At 32.4% G+C, this 18,007-nt stretch carries 25 protein-coding genes; 15 read left to right on the top strand and 10 right to left on the bottom strand.

The genetic code is table 11. The annotated features are described in order from the left end of the window. Positions 1-125 precede the first annotated feature (125 nt). The gene (locus tag BUB47_RS07590) at positions 126-1,718 is read left to right on the top strand and encodes a CTP synthase (protein WP_073185129.1); all 1,593 of its coding nucleotides are present in this window, start codon (positions 126-128) and stop codon (positions 1,716-1,718) included. A gap of 87 nt (positions 1,719-1,805) precedes the next feature. Here BUB47_RS07590 and BUB47_RS07585 read toward each other — a convergent pair whose 3' ends face one another. Next, positions 1,806-2,282: a M15 family metallopeptidase gene (locus BUB47_RS07585; RefSeq protein ID WP_073185128.1), complete on the bottom strand. Its 477-nt coding sequence runs from the start codon at positions 2,280-2,282 to the stop codon at positions 1,806-1,808. A gap of 163 nt (positions 2,283-2,445) precedes the next feature. Next, positions 2,446-2,847, bottom strand: coding sequence for a helix-turn-helix domain-containing protein (locus BUB47_RS07580; protein WP_073185127.1), 402 nt, complete (start codon positions 2,845-2,847; stop codon positions 2,446-2,448). Between the two features lie 180 nt (positions 2,848-3,027). Here BUB47_RS07580 and BUB47_RS07575 point away from each other — a divergent pair, with 180 nt between their 5' ends. From BUB47_RS07575 to BUB47_RS07530, 10 genes are all read left to right on the top strand, one after another. Continuing rightward, positions 3,028-3,540 (top strand): NUDIX hydrolase, encoded by a 513-nt coding sequence (locus BUB47_RS07575; protein WP_073185126.1) that lies wholly within the window; start codon positions 3,028-3,030, stop codon positions 3,538-3,540. Between the two features lie 142 nt (positions 3,541-3,682). Further along, positions 3,683-5,080, top strand: a complete 1,398-nt coding sequence (gene cysS / locus BUB47_RS07570) for a cysteine--tRNA ligase (RefSeq protein WP_073185125.1) — start codon at positions 3,683-3,685, stop codon at positions 5,078-5,080. Then, positions 5,065-5,490 carry a Mini-ribonuclease 3 gene (locus tag BUB47_RS07565; protein WP_073185124.1) on the top strand — a complete coding sequence of 142 codons (426 nt, stop codon included), beginning with the start codon at positions 5,065-5,067 and terminating at the stop codon, positions 5,488-5,490. The genes cysS and BUB47_RS07565 overlap by 16 nt, the downstream gene beginning before the upstream one ends. Beyond that, the gene (thyX, locus tag BUB47_RS07560) at positions 5,480-6,244 is read left to right on the top strand and encodes an FAD-dependent thymidylate synthase (RefSeq protein WP_073185123.1); all 765 of its coding nucleotides are present in this window, start codon (positions 5,480-5,482) and stop codon (positions 6,242-6,244) included. The genes BUB47_RS07565 and thyX overlap by 11 nt, the downstream gene beginning before the upstream one ends. Beyond that, complete coding sequence (gene rlmB / locus BUB47_RS07555) at positions 6,244-6,966, top strand: 23S rRNA (guanosine(2251)-2'-O)-methyltransferase RlmB (protein ID WP_073185122.1); 723 nt, start codon at positions 6,244-6,246, stop codon at positions 6,964-6,966. Before thyX ends, rlmB begins: the two co-directional genes overlap by 1 nt. Then, positions 6,947-7,480, top strand: coding sequence for an NYN domain-containing protein (locus BUB47_RS07550; protein ID WP_073185121.1), 534 nt, complete (start codon positions 6,947-6,949; stop codon positions 7,478-7,480). Before rlmB ends, BUB47_RS07550 begins: the two co-directional genes overlap by 20 nt. 151 nt (positions 7,481-7,631) lie before the next feature. Beyond that, positions 7,632-8,294 (top strand): S-layer homology domain-containing protein, encoded by a 663-nt coding sequence (locus tag BUB47_RS07545; RefSeq protein WP_083529149.1) that lies wholly within the window; start codon positions 7,632-7,634, stop codon positions 8,292-8,294. A 111-nt stretch (positions 8,295-8,405) separates the two neighbouring features. Further along, entirely contained in the window at positions 8,406-9,479 is a 1,074-nt protein-coding gene (locus tag BUB47_RS07540; RefSeq protein WP_073185120.1) for a hypothetical protein, read from the top strand. Continuing rightward, positions 9,476-10,303 carry a mechanosensitive ion channel family protein gene (locus tag BUB47_RS07535; protein ID WP_073185119.1) on the top strand — a complete coding sequence of 276 codons (828 nt, stop codon included), beginning with the start codon at positions 9,476-9,478 and terminating at the stop codon, positions 10,301-10,303. The genes BUB47_RS07540 and BUB47_RS07535 overlap by 4 nt, the downstream gene beginning before the upstream one ends. 3 nt (positions 10,304-10,306) lie before the next feature. Next, on the top strand, positions 10,307-10,531 hold the full coding sequence (locus BUB47_RS07530) for a DUF951 domain-containing protein (RefSeq protein WP_073185118.1): 225 nt from the start codon (positions 10,307-10,309) through the stop codon (positions 10,529-10,531). A gap of 23 nt (positions 10,532-10,554) precedes the next feature. Here BUB47_RS07530 and BUB47_RS07525 read toward each other — a convergent pair whose 3' ends face one another. Beyond that, a complete protein-coding gene (locus tag BUB47_RS07525; RefSeq protein ID WP_234945650.1) occupies positions 10,555-11,196 on the bottom strand; it encodes an ABC transporter permease in 642 nt (213 codons plus the stop codon). On the opposite strand from BUB47_RS07525, the gene BUB47_RS10110 reads away from it, so the two are divergent. Further along, a complete protein-coding gene (locus BUB47_RS10110; protein WP_234945649.1) occupies positions 11,171-11,329 on the top strand; it encodes a hypothetical protein in 159 nt (52 codons plus the stop codon). The two genes, BUB47_RS07525 and BUB47_RS10110, sit on opposite strands and share 26 nt — an antisense overlap. Positions 11,330-11,355: 26 nt before the next feature. Here BUB47_RS10110 and BUB47_RS07520 read toward each other — a convergent pair whose 3' ends face one another. From BUB47_RS07520 to BUB47_RS07495, 6 genes are all read right to left on the bottom strand, one after another. Continuing rightward, positions 11,356-12,384, bottom strand: coding sequence for an ABC transporter substrate-binding protein (locus BUB47_RS07520; RefSeq protein ID WP_073185116.1), 1,029 nt, complete (start codon positions 12,382-12,384; stop codon positions 11,356-11,358). 2 nt (positions 12,385-12,386) lie between these two features. Next, on the bottom strand, positions 12,387-13,181 hold the full coding sequence (locus BUB47_RS07515) for a nucleoside phosphorylase (protein ID WP_073185115.1): 795 nt from the start codon (positions 13,179-13,181) through the stop codon (positions 12,387-12,389). Between the two features lie 22 nt (positions 13,182-13,203). Continuing rightward, positions 13,204-13,989 carry an ABC transporter permease gene (locus BUB47_RS07510; RefSeq protein ID WP_073185114.1) on the bottom strand — a complete coding sequence of 262 codons (786 nt, stop codon included), beginning with the start codon at positions 13,987-13,989 and terminating at the stop codon, positions 13,204-13,206. After that, on the bottom strand, positions 13,986-14,732 hold the full coding sequence (locus tag BUB47_RS07505) for an ABC transporter ATP-binding protein (protein WP_073185113.1): 747 nt from the start codon (positions 14,730-14,732) through the stop codon (positions 13,986-13,988). Before BUB47_RS07505 ends, BUB47_RS07510 begins: the two co-directional genes overlap by 4 nt. A 22-nt stretch (positions 14,733-14,754) precedes the next feature. Continuing rightward, entirely contained in the window at positions 14,755-15,501 is a 747-nt protein-coding gene (locus BUB47_RS07500; protein WP_073185112.1) for an IclR family transcriptional regulator, read from the bottom strand. A gap of 385 nt (positions 15,502-15,886) precedes the next feature. Beyond that, the gene (locus tag BUB47_RS07495; protein ID WP_083529146.1) at positions 15,887-16,363 is read right to left on the bottom strand and encodes a methylglyoxal synthase; all 477 of its coding nucleotides are present in this window, start codon (positions 16,361-16,363) and stop codon (positions 15,887-15,889) included. A 214-nt stretch (positions 16,364-16,577) separates the two neighbouring features. Here BUB47_RS07495 and rpsF point away from each other — a divergent pair, with 214 nt between their 5' ends. From rpsF to rpsR, 3 genes are read left to right on the top strand one after another with little or no spacing between them, the layout of a single operon-like run. Then, entirely contained in the window at positions 16,578-16,862 is a 285-nt protein-coding gene (gene rpsF, locus BUB47_RS07490; RefSeq protein WP_073185111.1) for a 30S ribosomal protein S6, read from the top strand. A gap of 8 nt (positions 16,863-16,870) precedes the next feature. After that, positions 16,871-17,389, top strand: a complete 519-nt coding sequence (locus BUB47_RS07485; protein ID WP_073185110.1) for a single-stranded DNA-binding protein — start codon at positions 16,871-16,873, stop codon at positions 17,387-17,389. A 13-nt stretch (positions 17,390-17,402) separates the two neighbouring features. Further along, the gene (gene rpsR, locus BUB47_RS07480) at positions 17,403-17,627 is read left to right on the top strand and encodes a 30S ribosomal protein S18 (RefSeq protein WP_073185109.1); all 225 of its coding nucleotides are present in this window, start codon (positions 17,403-17,405) and stop codon (positions 17,625-17,627) included. 96 nt (positions 17,628-17,723) lie between these two features. Here rpsR and BUB47_RS07475 read toward each other — a convergent pair. Then, positions 17,724-18,007 (bottom strand): transposase (locus tag BUB47_RS07475; RefSeq protein WP_143270626.1); only part of this gene is annotated, 284 nt, incomplete at its 5' end.

Here is an 18,007-nt window from a genome sequence, read left to right as displayed (position 1 = left end):
ATTATAAAAGAAAACACCTCTAGAGGTAGATTATAATTTTTTTCATATTGGCGAATTATTTGCCAATTTTTTTGTTTTTTAAAGAAGAGTTTTTAAATATGTGTTCATGAAAATAGGAGGAAGAAATGACCAAGTTTATTTTTGTTACTGGCGGTGTTGTATCGGGAATAGGAAAGGGAATAGCAGCTGCTAGTATTGGAAGATTGTTAAAGGATAGAGGTCTTACAGTTTTTATGCAAAAGTTTGACCCATATATAAATGTGGATCCCGGAACTATGAGTCCATACCAACATGGAGAAGTATTTGTCACTAAAGATGGAGCTGAAACAGACCTTGACTTAGGACACTATGAGAGATTTATAGATGAGGAACTGACTAAGAGAGCCAGTATAACTGCTGGAAAAGTCTATTCTAAAATTATAGAAAAAGAGAGAAGAGGAGATTATAACGGCTCAACAGTGCAAGTAATTCCTCACATAACTGATGAAATAAAAAGTGCGGTGTACAAAGCTGCAAAGGAATCTGAAGCAGATATAGTTATAACTGAAATCGGGGGAACTGTAGGAGATATTGAAGGGTTACCTTTCTTAGAGGCAATTAGACAAATTCACTCTGAGCAAAAAAGTGAAGATGTACTATTTGTTCACACTGTACTAGTTCCTAAAATTCCGGGTTCAGATGAACTAAAGACTAAGCCGACTCAGCACTCATTCAAACAACTTATGAGTTACGGTATAAAGGCAGATATAATAATAACAAGAGCAGATGGAGACATAACAGAATCTATTAAAGATAAAATTTCTCTATTCTGCGACGTTCCAAAAGAAGCTATAATTGAATCCAAGACAGTGGATTTAATATATGAAGTTCCAATAATATTTCATGAACAGGGAATAGATGAATATATTTTAGATAAACTCAATTTAAAAGACCAAGAGCCATCAAAGGGATGTTGGAGTAAGATGGTTGAAAAATATAAAGAGGCCACAGGAAAAGTTAATATTGCCCTAGTTGGAAAGTATACAGATCTTCATGACGCTTATTTATCTGTAGTACAAGCTCTAGTTGATGCGGGATATGCAAATGGAGTAAAAGTAAATATTAAGTGGATTGGCTCTGAAGAGGTTGAAACAAAAGGTGCAGAAGAACTGTTTAAAGACATGGACGGAATAATAGTTCCGGGAGGATTTGGCAGTAGAGGCACAGAGGGAATGATTGGCACAAGTAAGTATGCAAGAGAAAATAACATACCTTACTTTGGGATTTGTTATGGAATGCAAATAGCACTAATTGACATTGCAAGAAATAAACTTGGGCTAAAGGGAGCAAACAGTACTGAAATAGATGCAGAGACAGCTTATCCTATAATAGACTTACTGGAAAATCAAAAGTCAGTTGAGTTAGTAGGTGGCACATTAAGACTTGGAAACTATAAGTGCAACCTTGAAGAAAATACACTTGCAAGAGAACTCTATGGTGAAGAAGATGTAGTTGAAAGACATAGACACAGATATGAATTTAACAATAGCTTTAGAGGCGAAGTTAGAAAAGGTGGAGTTGTATTTTCAGGAGTAAATGAAGATTTAGACTTAGTTGAAATTATAGAATTAAAAGATCACAAATTCTTTTTAGCTTGTCAATTCCATCCTGAATTTAAGTCCAGACCAAATAAAGTGCATCCACTTTTTAATGGATTTGTAAAAGCAGCTATAAAATAAATTATTAAAAGGCGTCTAATTTAAAGACGCCTTTTGTAATATAAAATAAAATATAATATTTCTACGTAATTGTTTTTAAGGGAATACTTATTTTACAAGACCATTATTTTCAAAGTGACCGCTATCTTGAACCTTCCAGTAATAGCCGGCTTCAAGACCTATGCTCTCGCCGATTTCTGCACATCTTCTAAAAAAGTTTTCGTCACTGTAGTACTGACCCGGAATATCTTTAACGATATCAAAGGCTCTTCTATTGGTGTGTTTGCTGTTCTTTGTCCAAGTTACTACATCTCCGGGTATATCTCTTCCCAAGCTATATAGGTACTCTTGACGCTCTTTAGTTCTGTAGGTTTCTATTATTCTCACAGGCAGTCCTTCATTTGCACACTTTTCTAAAAATTTATGAGCTAGTCTTTCAGTTCGAGGGCCCAGTTGGTCTAAGTCGGTAATTGCTTCTTCTGGAGAGCTTGTAATTATATCAGGGTAGGAGAAGAAAACTTTCTTTACTGAAAATAAAATCAGCATTAATAATACCAGCCTAAAAAACAATTTCTTTTTATTCAAAAAATCCCCTCCTCTAAATTTAAATATTAATTTAACAAAATTGTATCACATATTTTAATTTGGACTAAATTACATTAAATTAAATAAAGGGGTAAATAGAATTTACTTTTTACAGTTACAGGGTTAGTATATTTTACAAATTAAACTTTCATGAAATAACTTATTAATTTTCCCTTAAAAGTAAGATCCCAATACAAGTAACTGCTATTGCCAGCAAAGTAAGTCCTGAACTTGGGTCAATACTCTTAAGTATGGAGAGTACGACTACGGCTACACCCATGGCAAGTGATACTGCTTTTAGTATGAGATTTATCAAGTCTCTATTTTTTTCAAAGATATTTTCTTCTTCCGGTTTTGTAATTTTAACTTTTAAAAGCTCATCTATTGAAATATCAAAGATTTCTGCAATTTTTGGAAGGGAATCTATATCCGGATAAGATAAATCTCTTTCCCATTTTGAAATTGCTTTATCTGTTATATTTAATTTTTCGGCAAGTTCTTGTTGTGTCATATTTTTTTCTTTTCTAAGTGACAAAATTACTTTGCCAAGTGTTTTGTTTTCCATAATAATACCTCCAATGTAGTAAAATAAGTATATACAGTGGAATAGTTTAAGGCAAGAAACTTCTAGTTTACTTTAGTAAACCAACAGTTTAGTTAAATTTTAAGTTGTTTTTAGAATATGTGCTTATATAATTTACATTCGCTTTTTAAATTGATATACTTATTTAAAGGGTGAGTTAATGTGGCGGAATTTTGGGACATTTATAATGAAAAAGGCAAAAAGAAAAACAAGATAATTAAAAAAGGACAGCTTCTTTTAAGGGGAGAATATCACCTGGTAGTGGAAAGCTGGATTAGGTGCGGAGAAAATGAATTTTTAATTCAAAGAAGAAGTGCAAATAAAAAACTGTTTCCAAATATGTGGTATTGCTCAGCGGGAGGTTCTGTGCTTGCAGGGGAAGAACCTAGAGATGGAATAATTAGAGAAGTTAAAGAAGAGTTGGGTATAGATGTTTCAAGTGATAAAATTCGCCTTAAGAGAATTGTTGTAGAGGACTACAGTATTTTTTATATATATTTAATTGACAGGGAAATTAACATAGATGATTTAGTTCTTCAAAAAGAAGAGGTATCAGAGGCAAAAATAGTATCTTCTGAAGAAATAAAGAAGTTAATTAAAAGCGGTGAGATGATATATCTTGATTATTATGATAAATTCTTTAAGTCTGTTGAAAAAATACCCTATTTAATATAAAATAATTGAAGATGATATTTAGGTTTTGGGCAATAAAGATATATTTAGGTTTGAGATATAGTTGTCAATGCCTATAAAAAAACCGATGTAAACGTCTCTAAAATGGAGACTTTTTTTAATATATGGAGTTTTGGGAGGTACTATGAAATTATATAATACACTTACGAGAAAAAAAGAAGAATTTGTACCTATAAAAGAGGGGCTTGTTACAATGTACAACTGTGGACCTACAGTGTATAACTTAATACACGTTGGAAATGCCAGACCCCTTAGTGTTTTTGACACATTGAGAAGATATTTTATATACAAGGGATATGAAGTTAAGTTCGTTGTAAACTTTACAGATATTGATGATAAGTTAATAAACAAGGCAAATGATGAGGGAACTACTGTCCAAGAAGTTGCCGACAGATATATTGAGGAGTTTAAAATTGATGCAGGTGGTCTTCACCTGTATGACTACGATACTATTAATCCAAGGGCTACAAATTATGTAGATGAGATGATTGTATTTATTCAAACACTCTTAGATAAAGATGCTGCCTATGTTTCAGAGGGAGATGTCTACTTTAATATTGAGGCTGCAAAGGACTATGGCAAGTTGTCCCACAAAAAATTAGATGATTTAATTTCCGGAGCAAGAGTTGACGTATCTGCAATTAAGAGAAGTCCGGCTGACTTTGCCCTTTGGAAAGCCAGAAAAGAAAATGAACCTTATTGGGATGCGCCTTGGGGTCAAGGTAGACCAGGATGGCACATAGAGTGTTCTGTAATGGCAAAGGAACTTCTAGGTGTTACTATAGATATTCACTCTGGTGGAGAAGATTTACAATTTCCTCACCATGAAAATGAAATAGCTCAATCAGAAGCTTGTAATGGAGTAACTTTTGCAAATTACTGGCTTCACAATGGAATGATTACTATAGACAATGAAAAAATGAGTAAATCCCTTGGGAACTTTTTTACAGTTAGAGAAGTTTCAAAGGAATTTGACCTTGAAGTGCTTAGGTTTTTCTTAATTAGCAGTCACTATCGCTCACCAATTAACTTTTCAAGAGAGGTAATGGAGCAGACAAAGAACTCTCTGGAGAGAATTTACAATGCAAAGGACAAGTTAGACAGTTTAATAGACAGTACTGAAAATAGAGAACTTTCAGAGGAAGACAAAAAATTTATATATGAAATAGATGGTAATGTAAAAATGTTTGAAGACTCTATGGACGACGACTTAAATACTGCAGATGCAATTACTGCTGTATTTAATATAGTAAAGTTAATAAACGTGTCACTGGGAGAGGATTCCAATAGAAAAATAGTGGAAATAGCAGATAGTACGCTTTTAAAACTTACAAAGGTACTTGGAATATTGGAGATAAAAGAAGAAAATATTGACGCTGAAGTAGAGGACTTAATAAGAGAAAGAGAAGACGCAAGAAAGAACAAAGACTTTAAAAGAGCTGATGAAATTAGAGATATACTATTGTCAAAGAACATTTCAATAGAAGACACAAGGACTGGAACAAAATGGAAGAGAATTTAATGTTTTTGCAAGTGGCAAGGGATTATAATGAAAACTCAATAAGAGAGCTTTCTCCTCTTGCTCTTGCTTTTTTGGGAGATGCGGTTTTTGAACTCTTAGTTAGAACGCATATATTAAATAAGAATAAAAATCCAAAGAAACTTCACATTGAGGCCATAGAATATGTAAAGGCAAAAGGGCAGTCAGATTTAATGAAAAAATTAAAAGACAACTTGACTGAAGAAGAATTTATGGTTTATAAGAGAGGCAGAAATGCAAAGTCCAATACAATGCCTAAAAATGCAAATGTAAGTGACTACAGAGAGGCAACGGGACTTGAGAGCTTATTTGGATATTTATATTTGTTAAACAGGGGAAATAGAATTTTAGAACTTTTTGAAATGATGGAGGGGTATAAAAATGAAGGTTGAAATTATAGCTAACACACCAAATCCGGAAGAGGTTATAGCTCAGGCTGCAAAACTTTGTTATTCTGCTGTTGGGGTAGATGAAATAAGAGAAAAGATGACAGTTGAAAATAGAGACAAATTTTTAAATATGTTAATGAGTTTTTCTCATGCTTCTCCGTTAGAGCATGCAAGTTTTACATTTGCTGTTGAAGGAGTTTCAAGAACTCTTACACACCAACTTGTAAGACATAGAATAGCAAGCTATTCTCAACAGTCTCAAAGGTATGTAAGACTTGATAATTTTGAATATATAATTCCACCTGAGATTGCAAAAAATGAAGAGGCATTAAAAGTATATAAGGAAATAATGCAAAAAGATAAGGAAGCTTACCAAGAAATTACTGAACTTTTAATAACTCAAAGGTCAAAAGAGTTAATAGATGGCGGAATGGATGAAAAGAAAGCCAGAAAAAAAGTTGAAAAAGATTCAATTGAAGATGCAAGATATGTATTTCCAAATGCCTGTGAGACAAAGATAGTATTTACTATGAATGTGAGAACTCTACTTCACTTCTTTGAACTTAGATGTTGTAATAGAGCTCAGTGGGAAATCAGAGAACTTGCCACAGAAATGTTAAAAGAGTGCAAAAAAATAAGTCCGATTTTATTTAAAGACGGAGGACCGGGCTGTGTAAATGGACCTTGTCCAGAAGGTGCAATGACTTGTGGAAAGATAACAGAAGTAAGAGAATTTTTTAGAAATTTAGGTGAGTAATGAAGGAATATATATACGGAAGAAATCCGGTAATTGAAGTACTTAAAAATAAAAGGGTAGATAAGCTCTACGTTCAAAAGGGAAACTTTGAAGGTTCAATGAAAAAAGTATATGCTCTTGCAAAGGAACAAAATATTTTAATCACTGAATTAAATAAAAAGAAACTTGATGAAATGAGCGAAGATGGAAATCACCAAGGTGTTGTGGCACTTGTAAGTGGTTATGAATATAAAACTCTTGAAGAAGTTATGAATGGAGCGTCGGGAAGACTTTTAATGCTTGAAAAAATAGAAGATCCTCACAACTTAGGCGCCATTGCAAGGTCTGCGGAAGCAGCGGGATTTGACGGAATTATAATTCCAAAGCACAAGTCTGTCTATGTAAACGATGCAGTATATAAGAGCTCAGCTGGGGCAATAGAAAACATTTCCGTAGTAATAGAGAACAATCTATCAAATGCAATAGAAAAGTTAAAAAAAGAGGGATACTGGATCTACGGAGCGGACATGGAAGGTGTCAACTATACGAAAGTGGACTTAAAGGGAAAAGTGTGTCTGGTAATAGGGAATGAATCCAAGGGTTTAGGACACAGTGTAAAGAAAAACTGTGACGAGATAATATCAATACCAATGATTGGGAAAATTAACTCACTAAATGCCTCCTGTGCAGCCTCAATTTTAATGTTTGAAGTGTTAAGGCAAGATGAAAAAATTACGCTATAAAAAAGACACAGAGTATTTATTTGTAGATGGATACAATATTATTAACTATTGGAATGCCTTTAAAGATTTAAATATTACTTTAGAAGAACAGAGAATTAAGTTAATAGATATTTTATCAGAGTATTCTCACACTACAAAAGAGCAGATAATATTGGTTTTTGACGGATATATGGTAAAAAAATCCCCGGGAGCAATATACCACCACAATGGAATTACAGTAGTATTTACTAGAGAATTTGAAACGGCAGACCACTTTATTGAACACGAGCTAAATGAAATAGGAAGAGTTAGAAGAGTGCGAGTTGCAACCTCAGATAATATAGAGCAGCAAATAATACTATCAAGAGGAGGAAGTAGAGTTTCTGCAAGAGAGTTTGAAATTGAAGTGGAAAGCGCAATGAAAAAAATTGAAGTACAGCAAAAAATCTTAAAAGATAACTCTGAAAATACTATTTCATCTATGGATGAAGAAAATATTAAACTGTTAAAAAAATTGAGAAAAAAAATAAATTAAAACTGCAAAAGATTGTCATATAGTAGCCTTTCTATATGTCACCAGTATTACAAGTAAGTGTGATTTTGTAACACAATCTTAAAGAAAAATTGCCTGTATTGCTGATATAATGGTAGTAGTAAAAAAGTTAACAGTGAAAAGGTGAAGGGCAATGAAAAAAGGTAGGGAAACGCTGTTAGTCCTACTAGCTCTTTTATTTGTATTTAGTTCTTCAAATGTATATGCAAAAAAGTATCAAGACACTAGAAATCACTGGGCGGTTGAATATATCGACAATCTTTCTGATGCAGGATTTGTATCAGGATATGAGTCTGATAGTTTTAGACCCGATGCAGAAATTTCTAGAGTGGAGTTTTATAAAATAGTCAACTCAATGGCTAATTTAAGTAAGACTTACACTGTTACTTTTGCAGATGTTTCCACATCAGATTGGTTTTATAAAGACGTTTCAAAAGCTATAAAATCAGGATATCTAACTCCCACAACAGGAAAATTAAATCCCAACAATCCAATAACTAGGCAAGAGGTTATGGGAATACTGGGGTATATGTACAAGCTTAAACCAGATACAGCTATATTAAAACAATTTAACGATGCTTCAAAATTGTCGTCAGATAACAAGGGTTATGCAGGAGCTCTTGTAAAGCTTGGGATAGTAAGTGGTGATTCAGGTCAATTGAGACCTAATGATGGAATTTCTAGAGCAGAAGTTTGCAAAATGTTATACCTATTGATGGATGGATATGGACTTCCAGCAGAAAGAGTGGTAGTAGACAGCAAAATCAAGTTCGGGGATCAAAATCTCTATAATTAAAAAAGGGCGCTACAAAAAATTGTAGATGCTCTTTTTTAATGTACTTTAGAGAACTATTTAGAATTTATCTTTGAGAATAGCTATGTTATAATACTTTTGTGGAGGTATAAAATGGTACGTAAATATATAAAACCTATTTTATTGGCAATAACAGTTATAATTTTGTTGTTTGTATTTTTAAATAGGGGAACTATAGCTAAAAACAGAGAAATTGTTGAACACAAAGTTTCCAATGTGACGGAAAATGCAACGGATTTTCATATAAGCACTAATGGAGTTATGATATTTGATGGACAAAAGCTATATTTTTGCGACAAAGATGTTAATTTTATAAAGAGCATAAGCTCCAAAGACAGAGAATTGGAAGTGTTCTTTGACAATAACTATGCCTTTTTATACGATTCAGATTTAAAAAAAATCTATGAATATAAGGACACAGGTGAACTGTTAAATACAGTACAGTTAGATGATGACCTATACAATATAAAGTACTTAAATAAATATATTGTACTGCATATGAAAAATGACGAATATGAAATACTCAGTATTTTAAACAGCGATGGAAGTATTGAAGAAATATATAAAACTCCAAACAATATTATGACTTTTGACATATATGACAAGTCTAAATTTGCAGTTGCAGAACTAACTATAGATGCGAGTGGATATCAAAGTATATTAAATATGAAAGGATATGGAGAAAAGAGTTCAGAAAAATTTACATCAGAAGGAGCACTCTATCTTTACACCTCTAAACATGAAATACTAATGGTCACAGATAAAAATATGTATATATATAAAGGTGGAGAAAAAAAATCCATAGAAGTGCCAAATGTTTCAGATGTCTTAGTAGTGGGAAGAGATGTTTATTTACTTCACAGTGGAATACTTTCAAAGTACAATTTTAACCTTGAGGAGAAGTCAAAGCAAATACTTGCTGCAAATGTAGATCGCTTAGTTCAAGTTTCAAATTCAATTTATGCCTATGGCAACAGTGATATAGGTGGGGAACTTGGAAGTGATTCACAGTTCTATACAAGGTTTGGATATTCAGTAGATAAAATTGAGTTCTTTGGACTTACAATAGGAACACTTAGAAATGGTGTAGTAACCACATATAAAATAATAGACAAGAGAAATTTAAATGAGGATAGTAAGCCAATAGGTGTACAGGAGGAGAAATGAGGTATTTTAGTTTTATATCTCAATATCTGAAAAAAGATAGCGGAGAATTAAATATTTTTGGGAAAATATTAATAATAGGAATTGTGTTTCTCTTTGCAGTTATTGTTTCAAAGTGTATATCTTTTATTATAGAGAAAAATTTAAGTTCTAAAGAGGCTAAAAAGAGAAATTCCTATACTAGAATAGTAACTATAATGAACTTGGCAAATAAAGTTACAAAGGTAATAATCTTTTTCTTTGCACTTACACTTTCCATGGACTTAGTGGGATTAAATACATCTTCAATTATAGCAGCCTTTGGAGTGGGCTCACTTGCCATTTCGTTTGGAGCGCAGAGCTTAATAAAGGACGTTATTAACGGGTTTTTTATAATAATTGAAGACCAGTATAGAGTTGGAGATTTAGTAGAGATATTAAAGTATGAGGGCTATGTGGAGGACTTTGGAATAAGAAGTACCACACTTAGAGACTTTAATGGAGAAGTTCACATAATTCCAAATGGGAAAATAGAAATAGTTACAAATAGACAAAAGGGAGTAGCAAGGGCAAAAGTTGTAATTCCCGTGAATATATCTGAAAGTCCCAAAAGAGTTATAGATATACTATCTAGAGAAATTGTATTTTTAGAGGGAGACAGTAGAATACTCTCCGCTCCAAGAATTTGGGGAGTTACAAATAATACAGATAGAGGATATGAAATAACGGTGTCAGTTAACACTAAATCGGGAGAGCAGTTTAACGTAGAATATGAACTTAGAGAGAAAATTGTAGAGCTATTTATAGAAAATAATATAGAGCTTCCAGAGATGAAAATTAGGAGGTAGTGTATGTTAGTATACGAATTGGGAGATATAGTAACATTAAAAAAAGGCCATCCCTGCGGTGAAAACAAGTGGGAAATACTTAGAACAGGTGTGGATATTAAATTAAAGTGCCTGGGTTGTGAAAGGCAAGTCTGGTTAAGTAGAATGGAATTTGAAAAGCGAGTTAGAAAAATTAAAGAAGGCGACAAATTTGTAAGTATAGTACACCATAAAAAATCAGAAGATTAAAATTATTTAATCTTCTGATTTTTTTAATTTGTTGTATTTATATCAGTTGCTTTCCAATATAGAACTTTATTTTCTAAAATATTAAATATTTCATATAAAAACAGCCCTATAAAACTTAAAATTATTACAGATGAAAGAATCATACTTATATCATAAGTTTCACTACCGAGTGTGAGCAAGTAACCCAATCCTGCTTTAGCTCCAATCATCTCTCCTATTACAGCGCCTGTAACAGCTTGTGTCATTGCAAGTTTGATTCCTGATATGAGCATTTCGAAGGAATAGGGCAACTCAATATAAAAGAATACTTGTATTTTATTAGATTTTAAAACAGACATTAGATCGTAGACATTTTTGTCAATGGTTCTAATTGCAAGTACTTCATTTATCATAACAGGAAACATTACAACTAATACTACTAATACAATTTTTGACTCTATACCAAGTCCAAGCCACAAAATAAAAAGAGGGGCTAGAGAAATTTTAGGGGCTGTTTGTAAAATTACTACTAGTGGCATTATTAGTTTTTCAATAATGCGAATTTTAGCCATTATATATCCAAGTACTAGTCCTAATAAAACGCCTATAAGTGTGCCCAGTAAAATTTCTTTTAATGTTATTAAAATGTGGGGAACTATAGTGCCTGAAGAAAATAATTTAGCCATATATTCCGCAAGAAAACTAGGTTTTGGAAGTAAGTATTGGGGAATATTAAAAATTACAACAGACATTTCCCAGATTATGAAAATAAAGGGAAGTATTATTAGGGGTAATATAATTTTTTTATGCTTATGGTAAAACATTTAACCACCTCTTTAGAAGTTTTATTCATAGATTAAATCTGTAGCAGGAAATTCTGAATCAATAATTTTATATTCATTAGAAACAGAAATTAAATTGTCCCAACGATTTAAATCTGATGCGCCAATTCCATGTTCTTTAGTATAGTCACTTTGCCATAGATAAGGAACAAAAATTTCATTTATAATTTGGATACTGATGTCGCGTTTATCTGATGCTGTTGTGGCATATTTTTCAATAGATAAGTCAACGGCTTCGTCAACGTGGCCATCTATTATATATTCAATACTCTTATTGAGAGCTTTTTTAAAGCCTTTAACTAATTCTGGATTTTTATTAATATAGTCATCACTGCTTATTAAAACATTTCCAAATGAAGGTAAATAGTCATCAGAACGGAATTCTTCAGCAGCAAATCCAGATTCATTTAACTCAATAGTTCTTAGCATACTAAATACTATTGCGTCAACTTCTCCAGTAGTAAGTGCATTAAGTATTGCGCCAGTTCCTATAATTTCAACATTAACGTCATCTATAGACATTCCATTTTTTGCAAGTAGAACTTGAAGTTGAATGTAGTTAGGACTTCCATAACTGGTAACGGCTATTTTTTTGCCGGCCAAATCAGCAGGTTCTTTAATATTGGACTCTGCTGGAAAAATAGTTGCACCTAATCCGTTTTGGTATGTAGTGTGTACTACTTTTACAGGTATTTCCTGTGATTTAGCTAAAATCACTGAGTCAGCATTTGGAAATCCAAATTCTACATTTCCTGCAGCAACGTTCTTAACAATATCTGCAGCAGCTGCATAGTAGAATTCTACATTTAAACCCTCTTCAGCAAAGTATCCTTTTTCCTGCGCTAAATATAGTGGAGCATAATATGGAACAGCTGCACCATCAATTTGAATTGAAACAGTAGTTAGTTCATCTGATTTTGTCTTGCTGTCTGAAGTATTTTCAGGAGTGGTCTTATTTGAGCAACCAACCAAAACTACCATAGACAACACCAGTAAGCTAAGTAAAAGTGTGTTTTTTTTCTTTAATTTCATTTTTAATTCTCCTCCTCTTTTAGATATCTATTATAAAGTACAACCATGCTATCTAAAGCAACTTTACAGAGTTCTAGTTGAATTTCTTCAAAGTCTACAACCCACTCATCTGTAATTCTATTGCAGTGTACAGCACAGATACTTCCAGTTAATACATTAAATATAGAACCTAATGTCATTATAGTTTCAGATTCCATTTCAAGATTTAAAATACCAAGTTTCCTGTAGTTTTCAATAAGGTTTGAATTATAAAATTCTATACCGGCAGCAGGGCGACCTTGACCTGCAAAAAAAGAACCAACAGAGGCGCAAATACCCTTCCAAGTAGTTAGGTTATTTTTTTTACATGTTTCTAATAGACATTCTGTCACTTCAAAAGATGAAATTGCAGGAAACTCTACAGGAGCATAAAAATTAGATGTGCCACCTTTTCTTACTGCACCTGTGTTTATTATAAAATCTCCACAATTTATATTTTCTTGAATTGCTCCTGTTCCACCAACTCGAATTAAGACCTCAGCTCCCAGCTCAACTAATTCAACTACAGCTATTTCTGTGGAAGGTGCACCTATTCCAGTCGAACAAACGCTTATTGGAACACCTTTATATATTCCGGTTCCAACGACATATTCTCTATTGCTGGATATAATTGAGAATTCATCAAATAAACTTTTAAATAAATCTACTCTGCCGGGATCACCAGGTAGTAAAACTATTTTTGCAATATCTTCTTTTCTACACATTAGGTGTGGAGCTTTTCCATCATAAGATGGGGATGAAGCTGATGTAATTTTCATAGATATATTCCTTTCTAAAAATCTAAAAAGATTTAGAATCATGCCAATAAATTAATTTATTTTCAATGAAGCCAATTAATTCATAAGTTACGACGCCTACTACTATAGTTACGACAATTCCTGCAATTAGCATAGGAGTATTATAAGTAGAGGAAGCATAGGTTAAAAGATAACCAAGACCTTGCTTTCCACTAATCCACTCTGCTACAATAGCTCCTATTACAGCTTGAACGATACCTATTTTAAAACTGGAAAATAAAGATGGTAGTGAATAGGGAAGTTCTAACTGTGTAAATAATTGAAGTGGGGAGCTCTTTAATATCTTCATTAGATTTCGAGAGTCCTCAGGAATAGAGTCCACACCAGTTATCATACCTGACATTACAGGAAATATAACCATTGAGATAATAAGTATTACCTTTGATGTAAAGCCAATTCCAAACCAAATTACAAATAGTGGAACTAAGGCGATTTTAGGAGCGGTTTGAGCAAAAATCAAGTAGGGCATTAGAGCAAGTTTTAAAGTTTCAAATTTAACTATAATATAACCTAAAATCATTCCTAAAATAGATCCAATAACAAATCCCAAAATAACTTCTGCGCTGGTAATAAATAAATGAAACCATATGTCCCCAGTTAAAAATAAATTAAATAATTCTGAAAGAACTATGGAAGGACTAGGTAAGACATATGTGGGAATTTTAGAAATATGTACATATATTTGCCATATGATGAGAAAAAATAAAATTGAAATTACATATTCCATAATAGAATTAATTGATTTTTGGAGTTTAGAGTGCTTCTTCATTCTATCATCTCCCTTAAATATTGATTGTATTTAGAAAAATCAGTACTGTTACGAGTTTCTTCGTTACGTGGTCTAGGAAGATCTATATCAACGATTTCTTTTATTTGTCCTGGGCGAGAAGTCATCACAATAACTTTATCAGATAGAAATGTAGCTTCTTCTATGCTGTGAGTAACAAACAAAACAGTTTTTTTAGTTTTGTCCCATATTTTTAAAAGTTCAATATTTAAATGATCTCTAGTTATTGCATCTAAAGCGCCAAAGGGTTCGTCCATCAGTAGCAAAGGGGCGTCATAAGACAGTGCTCTTACAATGGACACTCTTTGTTTCATGCCACCTGAAAGTTCTCTAGGCAAAGATTTTTTAAAATCAGCCAATCCTGCCAACTCTAAGAGATTATCTAAGTTATCCATATTTTTCTTTGTTTCAATTTTTTTAATTTTAAGTGGAAAGCCGGCATTTTCTTCAACATTTTTCCAAGGAAGTAATACAGAATCTTGAAATACAAAACCTAATTCGGGATTTTCTTCTCCGGAATATGTTAAAGTTCCGCTGGTGGGACTGTCAAGTCCGCCAATAATGCGTAACAACGTAGATTTACCACAACCGGAAGGTCCAATAATAGATATAAACTCTCCGTTTTTTATATCTAAATTTATATTTTGAAGAGCTACAGTATCATCTTTTAATAAATTGTGATAAATTTTTCCAATATTTTTTGCACTAAAACTTACTTCATTCATTTATACATACCTCCAAATTTATTTAATCGATATTATTTCCTAAAATTTGTGATATTTTTTCTGCATACAGTTTTAGGATATCTATATTTTTTGAATTTATAGAATTTTCAGATTTTAACGAAGTAAAAGATATGCTGGCCACGGCTTTTTTCTGACTATCAAAAATTGGAACCGCAATTCCTTGAATACCTATTTGAAGTTCTTCGTCACATATTGCATATCCCTGTTTTTGAATTTCATCTAGATCTTTTATCCAATCTTTAGCATTAGTAATAGTGAAAGGAGTGTTTTGAGTGGAGTTTGTATTTTTTAACAAATCAAATACTTTATCTCGATCTAAGTAACTACATAGAATTTTTCCAGCTGACGTGGAATGTATTGGCATTGAAAATCCAGTTCTAACGTAGTACATAGAAGCATCGCCTGCATCGGCATAGTCTATGCAAATAATAGTGTCATTTTTTCTAACACAAAGTGCGATAGTTTTATTTAACTCGTCTCGAAGTTCGCGTATGTACGGTTTACTTATTTGAATAAGACTATTTTCTTGAGTTATATTTTGGCAGAGGGTTAAAACTTTATATCCAATGAAATATCGTTTAGTGTCTTTTTCTTGATAAGCATAGGATTGTTCTGTTAAACATTTTAATATGCGATGAGCAGAACTCGATGAGATGTCTATATCTTTAGCTACTTCAGATACAGATAAACCGTTTTCCGCATGACTTAAAGATTCTAAAACGCGAAGAGTTCGTTTTATTAGTTCCATATAAACCTCCTTTCAATTATGTATAGTTATAAGCAAATCCCGTAATAAGGGATATAAATTCGCTTTAAGGGATTAATTGGATAATAACATTTAAGATGAGTGTTGTCAATAATATTAGAACAAATTTATATAGCAATATTGGACTATGCGTTGAGTTGCATTGCTTTTTAAATATAAAATATAAGTCATTTTTAATATAGAAAAAATGTAAAGCTTATAATTTAAAGTATAGTAAAGTTAAAAAAATAAAACCAGTGCTTAAAAGCTCTGGTTTATAGTTAAGACTATAATTTTATTTCGATTGGAATTAAAAATAATTATTTAATTATTAAACAACACCTGTTTTAACTATTTCATTAGACAGAGTTACAGTACGAAATATGTTCTAAAGTTTGATTTGCTCAGCTCTATTTTCAATATTGGCAAGGTTGTCTATAATTTCTATATCATATTCTCCTGAAAACATAGGAGAAGTTATAATGTAATCGGCAGAGGTTTCGCAGTTTGCTATGGCAATGTTATATAAAGTGGAAATTCGAAGCAGTGCTTTAACATCAGGGTCATGAGGTTGAGTTTCCAGTGGATCCCAAAAAAATATGAGCACGTCAATTAAGCTTTCACTTATTTTTGCACCAAGTTGTTGGTCTCCGCCAAGTGGACCGCTGGCAAATTTTTCAACTTCCAATCCGGTGTGTTGTGAAATAATTGTAGCAGTAGTTCCAGTTCCCATTAAGTTGTGATTTTTTAAAATGTCTTTGTGTTTTAAAGTCCAGTTTAATAGTTCATCTTTTTTAAAGTCGTGGGCAACTAGGGCAATGTTCTTTCTTTTATTTACGTGAACTGTCTTTTTTACAATATACATATTTTTCTCCTTTGAGTATAGTATTTACTAAAATATGAAAAAATCTCATCAGTACAATTATATATTACTTTTACAATATTATCCCGAGAATTATTGGATTAAGAGGTAAATTCTAATTGACAGGCTTTTATCAATGCTATATAATTATCTAGATTCATAAGAATCCTTGTTCATCTTAAATGATGAGCCGGTAGTCCATAGGGAGGTGAATGATATGAATAAATATGAAGTAGTAATGATGTTTTACCCAGATGCGGAAGAGGAAAAAAAGGTTTCTATCTTTGAAAGACTTAAAGGTATTATTGAAGAAAAGGGAACTATCTTAAATGTTGACGAATGGGGACTTAGAAAATTAGCTTATGAAATTGAATACTATAAGGAAGCATACTATATTTTAGTTGAATTTGAAGCTGAGCCAGACGCTGTTAAAGAATTTGATAGAGTTTCTAAAATATCAGATTCAATTATGAGACACATGGTTGTCAGATTAGATAAGTAGGTGATTTAATGAACAATGTATGTTTAATTGGAAGACTTACAAGAGATCCAGAACTTAGATATACTCCAAGCGGAGCAGCTGTAGTTAGGTTTACTCTTGCTGTGGATAGACGTATGTCAAAAGAAAGAAAAATGGAAGCAGAGTCCAAAAACCAACCAACTGCAGATTTTATATCTTGCACAGCTTGGAACAAGACTGCTGAACTAATTGCTAACTTTCTTCAAAAAGGTAGAAGAATAGGTGTGCAAGGACGTATTCAAACAGGAAGCTATGAGAAAGACGGCCATACAGTTTATACAACTGATATAGTGGTTGATACAATGGAATTTTTAGATAATATGCAACAGGGAGCTGCTCCACAAATGCAAAGACCTAGTAACTATGGTCAAAATCAAGGTGGACCGGTAAATTCAGCATATTCAAATGATTTTAATCAACCTTCAAACAACTTCGGAAGTTCTTCAGATAATGATTCTTCTGATGTTGACGGCTTTTTCCCAATAGATAACGAAGACATTCCATTCTAGAGGAGGGTAGAAGATGCAAAGAAGATTTAGACCTAGAAAAAAAGTAGATCCATTTGAAAAGGATCCTAATAAAAAAATTGACTATAAAGATGTAGCTTTGTTAAAAAACTATATTAGTGATAGAGGTAAAATTTTACCAAGAAGAGTAACCGGTCTTAATGCAAAACATCAAAGAGAAATGACAAAAGCTATTAAAAGAGCTCGTCAAATTGCGTTAATTCCATATTCTGCAGATTAATTTTAAGAAGCCAAAGGGCTTCTTTTTTTGGTTCATTGTCAAATGTTGGGGTAGGTTTTTTCCTACCTCAATTTTTATTCTAATTTTTTGTTTAAATTAACTGCAACACCACAAAATCCTTTTCTTAAAGGTCTCGAAATTACGATATCCATAAGATACTCGTTTAATCACTTTGATTTTATTGTTAAATCCTTCCGTTCTTCCGTTGGTAAATCTGCTTTCAAAATAATGAAGTATTTCTTCTTTCCAGTTTTCTAAAGCTTTAATACATGCTTTGAATTCAGATATTTTTGATTGTTTCGCTCTTTCTATCCATTTCTCTAATTCTTTCCTAGCAATATTTTTGTTTTCTGCATTTAAAAATAGATAGAAGTTTTCTT

The sequence above is a fragment of the Anaerosphaera aminiphila DSM 21120 genome, assembly GCF_900129925.1.
GTDB classification, from domain to species: Bacteria; Bacillota; Clostridia; order Tissierellales; family Peptoniphilaceae; genus Anaerosphaera; species Anaerosphaera aminiphila.
This window is presented reverse-complemented; position numbering and strand designations above follow the sequence as displayed.